Origin of the sequence: Chryseobacterium hagamense, from assembly GCF_007991455.1 — a bacterium.
GTDB lineage: Bacteria > Bacteroidota > Bacteroidia > Flavobacteriales > Weeksellaceae > Chryseobacterium > Chryseobacterium hagamense.
In genome coordinates this window covers 57,333-70,877 of record NZ_BJYJ01000009.1, presented here as the reverse complement: position 1 = coordinate 70,877, position 13,545 = coordinate 57,333, and the positions used below count along the sequence as shown (strand labels likewise).

General features: G+C 45.5%; 9 protein-coding genes. 8 read left to right on the top strand and 1 reads right to left on the bottom strand.

Annotated elements, in window-relative coordinates; genetic code table 11:
- Positions 1 to 42 precede the first annotated feature (42 nt).
- The 6 genes from CHA01nite_RS10320 to CHA01nite_RS10295 all read left to right on the top strand — a co-directional run bounded on the left by CHA01nite_RS10320 (position 43) and on the right by CHA01nite_RS10295 (position 11,102).
- Complete coding sequence (locus CHA01nite_RS10320; protein ID WP_146941235.1) at positions 43 to 957, top strand: ribonuclease Z; 915 nt, start codon at positions 43 to 45, stop codon at positions 955 to 957.
- A gap of 9 nt (positions 958 to 966) precedes the next feature.
- A complete protein-coding gene (locus tag CHA01nite_RS10315; protein WP_146941315.1) occupies positions 967 to 1,734 on the top strand; it encodes a TIGR02757 family protein in 768 nt (255 codons plus the stop codon).
- A 13-nt stretch (positions 1,735 to 1,747) separates the two neighbouring features.
- Positions 1,748 to 2,278, top strand: a complete 531-nt coding sequence (locus CHA01nite_RS10310; RefSeq protein ID WP_146941234.1) for a DUF1003 domain-containing protein — start codon at positions 1,748 to 1,750, stop codon at positions 2,276 to 2,278.
- Positions 2,279 to 2,461: 183 nt separating this feature from the next.
- On the top strand, positions 2,462 to 4,828 hold the full coding sequence (locus tag CHA01nite_RS10305; protein WP_146941233.1) for a choice-of-anchor L domain-containing protein: 2,367 nt from the start codon (positions 2,462 to 2,464) through the stop codon (positions 4,826 to 4,828).
- A 198-nt stretch (positions 4,829 to 5,026) separates the two neighbouring features.
- Positions 5,027 to 8,602, top strand: coding sequence for a choice-of-anchor L domain-containing protein (locus tag CHA01nite_RS10300; RefSeq protein ID WP_228458394.1), 3,576 nt, complete (start codon positions 5,027 to 5,029; stop codon positions 8,600 to 8,602).
- 118 nt (positions 8,603 to 8,720) lie between these two features.
- The gene (locus CHA01nite_RS10295) at positions 8,721 to 11,102 is read left to right on the top strand and encodes a choice-of-anchor L domain-containing protein (protein WP_146941231.1); all 2,382 of its coding nucleotides are present in this window, start codon (positions 8,721 to 8,723) and stop codon (positions 11,100 to 11,102) included.
- A gap of 325 nt (positions 11,103 to 11,427) precedes the next feature.
- Here CHA01nite_RS10295 and rsmA read toward each other — a convergent pair whose 3' ends face one another.
- Positions 11,428 to 12,201 (bottom strand): 16S rRNA (adenine(1518)-N(6)/adenine(1519)-N(6))-dimethyltransferase RsmA, encoded by a 774-nt coding sequence (gene rsmA, locus CHA01nite_RS10290; protein ID WP_146941230.1) that lies wholly within the window; start codon positions 12,199 to 12,201, stop codon positions 11,428 to 11,430.
- 92 nt (positions 12,202 to 12,293) lie between these two features.
- On the opposite strand from rsmA, the gene CHA01nite_RS10285 reads away from it, so the two are divergent.
- A complete protein-coding gene (locus CHA01nite_RS10285) occupies positions 12,294 to 13,193 on the top strand; it encodes a cell division protein FtsX (protein WP_146941229.1) in 900 nt (299 codons plus the stop codon).
- 2 nt (positions 13,194 to 13,195) lie between these two features.
- The gene (locus CHA01nite_RS10280) at positions 13,196 to 13,495 is read left to right on the top strand and encodes a DUF3098 domain-containing protein (protein ID WP_146941228.1); all 300 of its coding nucleotides are present in this window, start codon (positions 13,196 to 13,198) and stop codon (positions 13,493 to 13,495) included.
- The last annotated feature ends 50 nt before the right edge of the window (positions 13,496 to 13,545 follow it).

The window sequence follows — 13,545 nt, the reverse complement described above, 5'->3', positions numbered from 1 at the left end:
AAACCTTAATCCGTACCTTTGTGTATATAATAAACGATCAATTTGAGTACTTATCTAACAATATTAGGCTTTAATTCAGCCATTCCTACCGTCAATTCTTCCCCGACCGCCCAGTTCCTGGAAATGGAGGAGCGGTCTTTCCTGATCGACTGCGGGGAAGGCACGCAGGTTCAGCTAAGAAAAGCGAAGGCAAAATTTTCGAAAATCAACCATATTTTCATTTCCCATCTTCACGGGGACCATTGTTTTGGACTGCCGGGGCTTATTGCATCTTTCAGGCTGTTGGGAAGGGAAACGCCGCTGCATGTGTACGGCCCGAAGGGAATCAGGAAAATGCTGGAAACCATTTTTACGATTACGGAGACCCACCGTGGTTTTGAAGTGGTATATCATGAACTGGATAAGGATTATTCGGAAAAAATCTACGAGGACAACAGGGTGGAGGTGTATACCATTCCCCTGGATCACAGGATCTACTGCAACGGTTATCTCTTTAAGGAAAAACCGAAAGATAGGCACCTGAATATGAAGGAAATTGCCAAGTACAAAGAAATCGAAACCTGTGATTACCACAATATCAAAGCAGGAAAAGACTTTGTTCTTAGCGACGGTTACGTGCTTAAAAACGAAATTCTGACGGTTGATCCCGCACCGCCGGTTTCCTACGCTTTCTGCAGTGATACCCGGTATCTGGAAAGCGTCATCCCGATTATCAAAAACGTTACGCTCTTGTACCACGAGTCCACCTTTCTGCATGACCTGAAGGAGATGGCCGATTACACCGGGCATACGACCGCTCAGGAAGCAGCTGTGATTGCCAAAAGAGCAGAGGTTGGGAAATTGATATTGGGGCATTTTTCCAACCGTTATGGGGATCTGACCGTATTTACAGACGAGGCCAGAACGATTTTCCCGAATACCTTTTTACCGAAAGCCCTGGAGCCTGTAAAAATTTAGAATTTAATGATGAACTTTGAAGAATTGAAAATCTTCCTGGATGAAAAGGCAGACCGCTATAACCGGCCGGAATTTATAGAGCATGATCCCATCGGGATCCCGCACCGTTTTTCTTTACGACAGGATATCGAAATTGCAGGGTTCCTGGCCGCGACCATTTCGTGGGGAAACCGGAAAGCAATCCTTAAATCTGCAGACAAGATGCTGGATATTATGGGGAATTCACCTTATGATTTTGTGCTGAACCATTCTGAAAAAGATCTGAAAGACCTTCAGGATAAAAGCATTCACCGGACTTTCAACGGGGAAGATTTCGTCTACTTCATCAGACAGTTCCACAGGATTTATACTGAAAATGAAAGCCTGGAAGATCTATTTGCGGTGCATGATACCGAAACCAATTTCGGCCATGCCATCGAACGCTTCAGATCACGTTTTCTGGGGAGTGAAAAGCACAGGAGCCACAAGCACGTCAGCTCGCCCTACAAAAATTCTTCTACCAAAAGAATCATCATGTTTCTCCGGTGGATGGTGCGTAAGGACAAACGTGGGGTGGACTTTGGGATCTGGGAGAAGATCCATCCGAAACACCTGTCTATTCCGCTGGATGTGCACACCGGAAACATTTCGCGGAAGCTGGGACTGGTTTCCCGGTCGCAGAATGACTGGAAAACCGTAGAAGAACTGGACCTGGTGATCCGGAAGTTTGATGACCAGGATCCTGCGAAATATGATTTTGCCCTTTTCGGACTGGGAGTAACCAAAGAATTGTTATAAAAAACAGAACACAATGAAAAAGTACGAAGAAAAAACAGAGGTTTTAGAAAAAATTGCCAACGGCATTACCTGGTGGATCGGCTCCATCCCATCGCTGATTGCCCATACTTTATTTTTTATTATTTCCTTCCTCCTGCCGGTCCTTCACCTGGTGGAATTCGATAAGATGCTGCTGATCCTTACCACCGTAGTTTCGCTGGAAGCGATTTATCTGGCGATCTTCATCCAGATGTCGGTTAACAAAAGCCATGAAAAGATCGAAGATATCCAGGAAGACATCGAAGACATCCAGGAGGATATCGAAGAAATCAGTGAAGATATCGAGGAAATCAGCGAAGATATTGAGGAAATCAACGAGGACATTGAAGACATCCAGGAAGACATTGAGGAGATCAACGAAGAAGAGGATGATGAAGACCACAGCGAAAGGGCTAAGAATGTGATGCTGAAAAGCAATGTAAGTTCCAATAAGAATGAAATTAAAGCTTTAAAGGATAAAATTGATGAACTTCAGAACATGATTGATGAACTGAAAAAGGAATAAAACAATCTTTAAACGAAAAACAATAAGGAAAGGCTGATAATTTTTATCAGTTTTTTTCGTTTATACAGATATAATATCTTCTTCTCTGAATTTTTAAAGGGATTTACATTTTTAATAAAAATGAATATCTTTTTAGTAAAATTTTAATTTAAAAATCATTATTTTTGAACAAACAACATCAAAATGTTAAATTATAGATTAAAAAACTACTATTTTATCTTAGTCTTCCTAACTTTATCAGCCTCATTGCTGGGACAAAGGAAACCGCCAAAAAATCTAGTTACTTCGGTAAACAACAAAGCCGGTGTTTTTATTGATGTCAATGCTGCAAATTATACTCCGTCAGCCTATACGGCACAGCAGTTGGTTCAGCAGGTACTCATCAACGGGCAGTCCAACTGTTCCACGCCACTCGTATCCAATGTTACGGTAACACCGAATCAGCCGGTCACCAACAATGACAGATTCTGGGGATATTTCAATAAAGCAACGACCAACTTTCCTTTTACAGACGGTATCGTTCTCGTAACCGGTATGGCAAGAAAAGCCGGTAATACGGCATCTTCAGTAAGTGATCCCGTTGCAGGTGCCGGGATAAACGATCCTGATCTGCTGGCGGCGGTACCCAACCCAACTCCCAGTAACAATTATAATGATAATGTAATGCTGGAGTTTGATTTTGTCCCTACTTCCAATCAGGTGAAATTCAATTATATCTTTGCTTCCGAGGAATATACAAGCACTTATCCGTGCGAATATTCGGATGCTTTTGCCTTGCTGATCAAGCCTACTGCCGGAGGGCCGTACGTAAATGTGGCCGTGCTGCCCGGAGGGGCAGGACCTGTATCAATGACTAACATTCACCCGGCCATTTCAGGAATAGGAGGTTGCGCTGCAATCAATGAAACTTACTTTGCCGGATATAATTCCGCTTCGAACATCGTAACGAATTTTGAAGGGAGAACCGTTCCTTTAACAGCTACTGCCAATGTAACCCCGGGTGTATCCTATCATTTTAAAATGATTCTTTCCGATTATAGAGACAGTATATTCGATTCCGCCGTATTTATTGAAGGCGGATCTTTCGATATCGGAATCAGTTTTACGGATGGTGCGGGAACGGTTCTGCCCTCTACAATCAACATGTGTGATAATACACCACAGGTCTTAACGGCACAGGTTGTAACTTCTCCGGGGACAACTTACCAATGGTTTCTGAATGGGGTAGCCATACCCGGCGCTACCAGCAATACCTATACAGCTACCCAGCCCGGCGTATATTCCATTCAGGTGACAATTCCGGGGAACCAGTGTCCGGGTACGGCAGAAATTACTATCGTCGGAGGCACCACGCCGCCGGCCCAGGATGCTACGCTGAAACTCTGTACGACACCTACAGTACCGAATTTCAATCTGAATGATGCAACGCCCCTGATTACGACTTCCACAACAGCTGTTGTCCGGTATTACGTCAGCCAGGCAGATGCTACTGCCGGAAATAACAACTATCTCTCCGCAGCAGCGATGAGCAGCTACAACGGTACCGACGGACAAATCCTCTATGTCGTAGTTTCCAACGGGGCCTTCTGCCGTAAAATAGTAAATCTAACCCTTAGAAAAGAAGTTACCCCGGTTGCCCAGCTTACCGCTACCAGAACCAGAATCTGTCTTGGAGAATCTACAACACTCACCGCTGCAAACGGCGTAACCTATCAGTGGACCGGCGTCACGGGAACCGGTTCTACCTATACGGTTTCCCCGACACAGACCACAACTTACACGGTTTATCCTATCGGGGCTCAGGGATGTAAGCCGCAGCAGCCGGCTACGGTTACCGTCGAAGTGGTTCCTGCCATCAAATCAAATCTTTCAGGCGGGATGATCTGCCAGGGGGATGCAATAACTTTAGACGCAGGTGCCGGCCCGAATTACGTTTATCTTTGGAGTACGGGAGCTACCACGCAGACCATCTCCGTAACGACACCGGGAACCTATAAGGTAACCATTACCAACGGGGTATGTTCCAAAGATTTTACAACACAGGTAACGCAGGCCATTATTCCGGAAATCGTCAATGTAAATTATAACGAAAACGGAACAATGATCATCACGGCAAGCAATCCGAGTAACGGACCGCTGGAATATTCTATTGACAACGGCCTCACCTGGCAGAATTCAAATACCTTTGCCAATGTTCCGCGGAATAAAGTGGTTTCCATCAGGGTACGGGTAAAGAAAACAAGTTGTGTAGGCTTCCTGGAATACTTCACTTTCGTGATGCAGAACGTTATTACGCCGAACGGGGATAACATCAATGACATTATTGATTTCAGGGGCGTAAATGATAATAAGGATTTCAAGGCATCCATTTTCGACCGTTACGGAAAAGAAGTCTACCGGGAAAGCAAACTGCAGCCTTACTGGGACGGATATTTCCAGGGTAAGCGCCTTAATACCGCTTCATACTGGTACCAGATCAGTTTCGAGGATCCTGCAAGCAAACAGCCGGTAGTAAAAACCGGATGGATTCTCCTGAAGAATTTTGAATAATATGTAATTAGATGTAAAAAGGCCGACAATTTGTTCGGCCTTTTTCCGTTTTAAAAGAATGAAAATTAATCTTTTTACGATAAATTTAATTGTATTAACGGCAATGCAATTTGTCCGGAATTGAAATTCAATTAAAAAAAACAGTATTTTTGTTTAAAATAATATAAAATGTTAGATAGGAGGACAAAAAATTTATTTTTGGCTTTGTTTTTAGTTTTTTCAACAGGTTTCCTTTCTGCCCAGAACAGGGAAGGGAAAGGAATCGTCAGTAAAAAAACGTCGGAAAACATGAAAGCCGGAGCTTTCATCGATGTAAATACCGCGGCATACCCGGAATCCGGTTTCAGCATCAGCCAGCTGGTAAAAGACGTGCTGATCAGCGGAGGGTCTGCCTGTTCAGCAGCCAACGTAACCAATATTTCCGTTTCTCCGAATTTAGCAGTGTCCAACCAGAACAGAAGCTGGGGATATTTTAATAAGGCAACCACCAATTTTCCTTTTGCCAAAGGAATCGTGCTTACGACCGGATATGCCCGGAAGGCGGGTAATGATTTTCAGGGAACCCTGAGTGACCCTTTGGGTTCAGGAGGAGATGCGGATCTTGCAGCGGCATTGGGTGTTCCGAACAACCAACTGAACGATGCCACGTTTATCGAATTCGATTTTGTTCCGGCGTCTACCAAAGTGACCTTCAGATACCTTTTTGCTTCCAAAGAATACCAGACCAACTTTCCATGCACCATCAGTGACGGTTTTGCCCTGTTGCTGAAAAGAGTAGGAGATCCGTATACCAATCTGGCTGTCCTTCCCGGAGGGGCGGGCCCTGTAAGTGTAACAAATATCCATCCGGCCACCCAATATCAGACCGGTGCCCCTTTGGCCTGCGGCGCTGCCAATGTAGCTTATTTCGGTGGATATAATTCTCCGCAGATCGAGACTAATTTTAACGGGCGTACCGTTCCTCTTACGGCAACGGCGACGGTAATTCCCGGCCAGACGTATCACTTCAAAATGGTTCTGGCGGATTATCAGGATTCCAACTTCGATTCTGCAGTTTTCCTTGAAGCGGGCTCTTTTGATATCGGGGTTCAATTGCTGAACCCGGCAGGCGTTGCCCTTCCTTCATCCATCAATGTCTGTGACAATGCTCCTCAGACCTTTACCGCTTCGGTTCAGGGCGGCGGGGCCACGTACCAGTGGTATCTGGGCGTAAACCCGATTCCGGGAGCAACCCAGGCTTCTTATACGGCTACCCAGCCCGGAACCTACAGTGTTCAGGTATTTTTACCGGGGAATACATGCCCGGGAACGGCTTCCATAACCATTGTCGGCGGGACATCACCTACCGTTCAGAATGCAACGCTCACGTCCTGTTATACCCAGGGAAATGCCGTGTTTAATCTAACGTCCGCCCAAAGTACGGTCAGTACGACGCCGGGGGCTACTTTTTCCTATTATATCAACCAGTCCGATGCTTTGGCCGGTAACGGGAATACGATTGCCACGCCTACCGCTTTCCCAAGTGCGGGACAAACCGTATATGTACTGGTTAAAAACGGCTTCTGTTCAAGAATTGCAGAGCTGCAACTGGTAAAGGCACCTCAGATTACGGCAACCATCGCCGCACCGGGTGTTCTGACCTGTGCGAATCCGCAGGTTACCCTAAATGCTTCAGGATCCGTTTATCCTACGGGAGCCACTTTCAGCTGGACCACTACCAACGGGAATATTGTTTCCGGAGCCAATACCTTAAATCCTGTAGTGAATGCTGCGGGAACCTACACTTTAACCATTTCCAATACCTATCAGCCCGGAAATTTAACCTGTACCAATACCGCAAGTGTTACCGTTACCGGGGACAGTGCACCGCCTACAACAGGGGTGACAGCTTCCGGTACGCTGATCTGTGCAGGCCAGTCCGTAACATTAACGGCTTCCGGGGGCACCACCTACAACTGGACGGGGCTTACAGGAACCGGTGCCACCCAAACCGTCTCCCCGACAACAACAACTACTTATACGGTAACGGCTGTTGGGGCCAACGGCTGTGTTTCACAGACTCCGGCGACCATCACCATACAGGTGACCCAGCCAATCACCGTAAATAATGCAACTTTATTAAAATGCTATCAGCAAGGCGGAATCAATTATAATTTAACGGAAGCCCAGCCTCAGATTACGACGGCTTCCGGCGTTACATTTTCCTATTATACCAATTTTGCAGATGCCAACGCCGGAAATGCCAACACCATTGCAAATCCTGCCTCTTTTAACAGCGCAGGAGGGCAGACGATCTATGTTCTTGTGGTTAATGGCGGATGCCGCAATGTGGTAACGTTACAGTTGCTTTCAACAGCACAGACCACCTTAACCATCAATCCGCCGCAACAGATTACCTGTACGACCCCACAACTTACGCTGAATGCTACCACTTCCATTATTCCTTCAGGGTCTTCCATCGCATGGACTGCTACGGGAGGAGGGAATATTGTTTCCGGAGGTAATACGCTCACACCGGTGGTGAATGCAGGCGGAGTATATACCTTAACGGTAACCAACATCAATCAGCCGGGCAGCCTGAGCTGCAGCTATACGGCAAGTGTGACGGTAACCCAGAATACAACGCCTCCTGTGGCCTCGCTGACTTCTACTGCTGTGCAGGTCTGCGCGGGAGAATCGGTGACTTTAACCGCCTCAGGAGGAGTTACCTATAACTGGGGTGGTGGCCTTACCGGGAATGGCAATACCCAGGTGGTCTCACCGGCAAACACTACAACCTATACGGTATTTGCCGTAGGCGCGAACGGTTGTGTTTCTGCAAACCCTGCAACGGTAAACGTTACTGTAGGACCTCCGGTAGCCGTACTGGCCGCTTCGAAATCTAAAATATGCGTAGGGGAATCCGTTACTTTAACGGCTACCGGCGGTGTCACTTACGAATGGGTAGGCCTTCCGGGGAACGGCAGTACCCAGATCGTATCGCCGACCGTTACGACAACCTATTCCGTTTATGCTTTAGGTGGAAACGGCTGCAAAGTGGCCACACCGACTTCCATTACCATACAGGTTGTACCGGCGATCGTCTCCGGTTTGCAGGATGTATATGCCTGTGCCGGAGACAGTGGTGTCCTGGATGCAGGATCAGGGCCAAATTATACCTATCTGTGGAATACGGGAGCCACTACCCAGACCATCTCCGTAAGCACACCGGGAACTTACTCGGTAACCATCAGCAACGGGACATGTTCCAAAGTATTCTCCGCTCAGCTGATCAATCCGGCACTGCCACAGCTTACAGATGTTACCTATGAGAAAAACATCCTTACCATAACAGCAACGAATCCTACCAACGGAACACTGGAATATTCCATTAACGGCGGAATCAACTGGCAGGCATCCAATGTTTTTTATAATGTGCTGGACAATACCAACTACACCTTATTGGTAAGGGTAAAAGATGCAAAATGCTCTACATCTCTCTCATTCTTTACTTTTGTCGTAACGAATGCCATTACGCCGAATTCAGATGGTAAAAACGATACGGTAGACTTTACAGGCATCAGTACCTATAATAATTTTGCCGCTTCTATTTTTGACCGGTACGGGCAGGAAGTATTCAAAGCAGGTAAGAACAATACCTCCTGGAACGGAATGCTGAGGGGAAGCCTCAATCTTCCTACGGCAACTTACTGGTACCGGGTGCAATGGGAGAACCCCGCCAGCAGAAAACTGGAGCTCCGCAGCGGATGGATTTTACTGAAAAACCGGAATTAAAAGATAATTAAATTACAACCTCTCACTTTGAGAGGTTTTTTTATTATTTATTCATAAAAAAGGGATTTAGATATGCGATTTCTATAAAAATAATTTAAATTTGTTAAAACAAATTATTATGAAGAGATGCTTACTGATGTTTTCTTTAATTTTAGTCTCCTCGTCGAGTCTTTTTTATTCTCAGTCCTATATTCCCAGGAAAATTAAGAAAGAAGCAAAAACTGCAACTGCAAAAGCGGGGGCTTTTATTGATGTGAATGTTGCTACTTATCCTGCTTCCGCCTACACTGCCGAGCAGCTGATAAAGGATGTGCTGATTTCTTCGGGGACCAACAGCTGTGTAACCCCCAATGTTTCCAATGTTACCGTAAGCCCGAACCAGGGGCCCACCGTGGCTGACCGGGCCTGGGGATATTTCCATAGAGGAACGACCAATTTCCCTTTTAAAGACGGAATCGTATTGTCCACCGGATATGCCCGCAAAGCAGGAAATGCGCTGGAAACTTTTGCGCTGGGGGACAATCTTTCAACAGGCAGTGACCCGGATCTTGCCGCTGCCATCGGATCTACAGGATATCTGACCAATGCAGCCATCCTTGAATTCGATTTCGTGCCCACTTCTTCCCAGGTAAGATTCAATTACCTCATGGCTTCAGAAGAATATACCGGGGGCTATCCCTGCAATTTTGCCGATGCCTTTGCCTTATTGCTGAGGCCTACTTCTGGCGGACCCTATGTAAACATGGCCGTATTGCCTGCTCCGGGAACCGGACCGGTAAGCGTAACCAATATTCATCCGCAGAACAGCGATACGGGTTATGATATGGGATGCGGAGCTCCCAACGTTACTTTTTTCGGAGGATATAATACCGCAAATGTTGAGACGAATTTTAACGGAAGAACAGTTCCTCTGCAGGCTACCGCTACGGTAGTGCCCGGACAGTCTTACCATTTCAAGATGGTTGTTGCCGACTACGGGCAGTATGGTCCCGACAGTATTTATGATACAGCGGTTTTTCTGGAAGGGGGATCTTTCAACATTAATGTTGAATTACTGGATCCGACAGGAGCGACCCTGCCGGAGGAAATCAATGTCTGCGATGGCGTTCCTCAGGTAATTACCGCTTCCATTAGCGATCCCAACATGAATTACCAGTGGTATCTGAACGGCGTCGCCATTCCGGGAGCAACATCCCCGACCATTACTGCCACCCAGCCGGGGAATTATGAAATCCAGGTGATGTTTCCTGGAAGCCCCTGTCCGGGCAAAGCCAACATCAAAATTAACGGGGGAACCACTCCGGCGGCATCTGATGCTACTTTACTGCTCTGTTCCACCCCGGATGTCACATGGTTCGATTTAACGGATGCCATGCCGTCCATAAGTACGACGCCGGGCGCCGTGTTCCATTTCTATGTGAACCAGGCGGATGCAATTGCGCAAAACAACAATTTTATTACCGATATTCTTCATTATAACGGGACCGACGGACAGACCTTATACGTAGTTGTTTCAAATGGAGGCTTCTGTAGCAAAAGGGTTGAGCTTAAATTATTAAAAGAAGCAAGGCCTACGGTAACCCTTGTGTCATCCAGCCTTAAAATCTGTCCGGGAGATACGGTAAACCTTACCGCAAGCGGAGGCGTTACTTATGAATGGGCGAACTTTTCCGGAACCGGAAATACCCAGACCGCAACCATTTACAATACCACCACCTTCCAGGTATATGCTTTAGGAACAAAAGGCTGTAAATCTTTACTGCCGGCCAAAATTACCGTTGAGGTCGTGCCTGAAATCGTTTCCTCCCTGCGTGACGTAGAAATATGTGCAGGAGACCGGGTAACGCTTGATGCGGGAGCCGGCCCCAACTACACTTACCTGTGGAGCACGGGTGCGGTTACAAGAACCATCGATGTAGACCAGTGGGGCATCTACTCGGTCAAGATCAAAAACGGATTCTGTGAGCGGACATTTACGGCTAAAGTAATGGCTGCAGCATCTCCTTATGTAACGAATCTTGAATACAGCAACAATACCTTAACGGTAACTGCGGAAGTCCCGATGATCAACAATATCCCTCAGACGGCAGAATATTCCGTGGACGGTGGGATTACCTGGCAGCCGTCGAATGTATTTACCGGTCTTATCAACAATGCCAATTACAATATTCAGGTAAGAACGGTAGGGACACATTGCGTAGGCGCATTGGAGTTCTTTACCTTCAATATTGCCAACATCATTACCCCGAATCAGGATGGTATCAACGATACCCTTGATCTTACGGCTCTGGGGTCATTCAATAATTTCACGGGATCGGTTTATGACCGGTACGGATCGGAACTGTTCAGGTTCTCAAAACAGACCCCTGTATGGGACGGAACACTTGGAGGAAAAAGATTGCCGACCGCTACTTACTGGTATAAATTCAATTTCCAGTATCCTAAGTCCAAAGCCAATATGAACCACTCCGGATGGATCCTTCTGAAAAACAGGGAATAAAAGAATCAAATCAATCGATAATGCAAATACTCAAAGGCTGTCCGTGAAGGGCAGTCTTTTTTATGGAGACTATAAGCAAAAAAGAAAAGGCTGCCTGAAAATTTCAGACAGCCTCATGTATTTTAACGTGACCCGAAGAAGAACCCGGATGCGGGAAGTTTTCTCCTGAAAAAATACGATCAAGGTCTTGGTAATCAGACGAAAATTTTGCCATTTAACCAAGAGGAATTCTATTTGAAACCCTGACTGAATTAGCCTAATTTAATTTTTAATTAAGTAATTGAATTTAAGTTAAATACAATCGGAATCTCGTTATTTGCGTGCACTATAACCGGTTTTCCTTCCAGAGCCGGGTAAATGAAATAAAGTCGGCTACACTGAGTTCTTCGGCTCTTTTATCCATAAATTCATGGATTTTCAGAGCTTCTGGAATATCCAGGATTTTCAGTGCGTTGGAGAGCTTTTTCCGTCTTTGGTTGAAACCGGCTTTTACAATTTGCTTGAAAAGAATTTCATTTCCCGCCAGGCCCTCTTTAGGGTTCCTGGTGATCCGGATGACCCCGGATTTTACTTTCGGCGGCGGATTAAACACATTTTCATGAACGGTAAACAGATATGCCGTATCATAATAGGCCTGAATAAGCACCGAAAGGATCCCGTAATCTTTGGTTCTCGGAACGGCCGCCGTCCTCTCTGCCACTTCCTTCTGGAACATGCCGACCATCTCAGGAACCCGCTCATAATGATCGATGATCTTGAATAAAATCTGGGATGAGATATTATACGGGAAATTCCCGATAATGGCGATCTGCCGGTCTTGCATAAACTGAAAATCCTGTTTCAGGAAATCACCGACAAAAGTTTCTTCCGTAATTTTGGGATAGTGGTCTTTCAGGTATTCGATGGATTCTTTATCGATTTCTGCCAGGTAGACCTGCTGGTCTTTTTCCAATAGGTATTTCGTAAGGACGCCCATCCCCGGACCCACTTCCATAACGTTGGAGTAGCCATCAAAACTAAGGCCTTCCACGATCTTTTTTGCGATGTTTTCATCCGTCAGAAAGTGCTGACCCAGATGCTTTTTTGCTTTTACACTCAATGCTTTTTATGATTTTATTAACAGTGATTTTCTCTTTTTCGTTCCCAAATTTCGGAAGATTTTTTCTATTTTAGCCAAAAATTTTAATATTAATGGCTAAATCGGTAGATGAGTTTAATAAGAAAAGGCTTAGGTCCAGCAATATTACAGTAGTAATAAGTATTGCCTTAGTGTTATTTTTGTTGGGATTAATGGGGCTTATCCTGATCAACGCCCAGAAATATTCCGATTATATCAAGGAACAGCTGGTGGTAAATGCTTACTTTGACGAAAATTATGACGTTAAGGATTCTGTAAAAATTGCGAAAATGGAAACTGAGGTTTTCAAAGAAATTCAGACCCTTGCCCCGGTAAAAAAAGCCACTTATATTACGAGGGAAATGGCCTCCAAGGAAGCCAAAAAAGCAATGGGAATCGATACAGATGCGCTTTTTGAAGAAAATATATTCCCCTCATCCATAGAAATTGCCTTAAAACCCGAATATGTGGATCCTGCCAAAATCGACCAGGCGATCAAAGTCATCAAAGGGGTTCCCGGTATCATCGATGTGAAAAACGACAGTACCCTCATGGTGGATGTATACAACAACCTCAGCAGGATTCTGAAATGGATCCTTGGGTTTTCCATCCTGTTTTTAATCCTGGCGGTGGTGCTGATCAACAATTCCATCCGTCTGAAAATATTTTCCAAGCGATTTATCATTAAAACCATGCAGCTGGTAGGGGCGAAAAGAAGATTTATCCTGAAACCTTTTATTATCGAAGCGGTTATTCTGGGGGCTATCGGTTCCGTGATCGGGCTGCTGGCGCTTTTCGGGGTCTGGTATTATTTTACCAGCCAGATTGGATCTTCCTTCGTACAGGATAATAACCAATATTTCTGGTTGGTCCTGCTGGTGCTGGGTGTGGGAATTTTCATTACGGTCCTGAGTACGGTAGTAGCTACCTGGAGATTCCTCAGATCAAACGTTGACGATTTATATTACTCTTAACAATGAGCAAAAAAACAAATAAATTTTCCGCCGACAGCTTCGGAAAAGAAATAGCTGAAGTTCCGCAGGAAAACACATTTTACTTCGGAAAACAGAACTTTAAATGGATGCTGATCGGCTTCGCATGTATCGTTGTCGGTTTCCTTCTGATGATGGGACCGGATGCCAATACGGTAGACGGCAAATACGATCCCAATTCGTGGAACGAAGGGATTTTTTCCATCCGCAGGATCCGTATTGCCCCGTTATTCGTGGTAGTCGGTTTTGCGATTGAAGTATATGCCATTCTGAAAAGAAAGTAAAAATTAATTTTATTAGAGATTAAGAAGTTGAGAAATTCGGGCAGATCCGG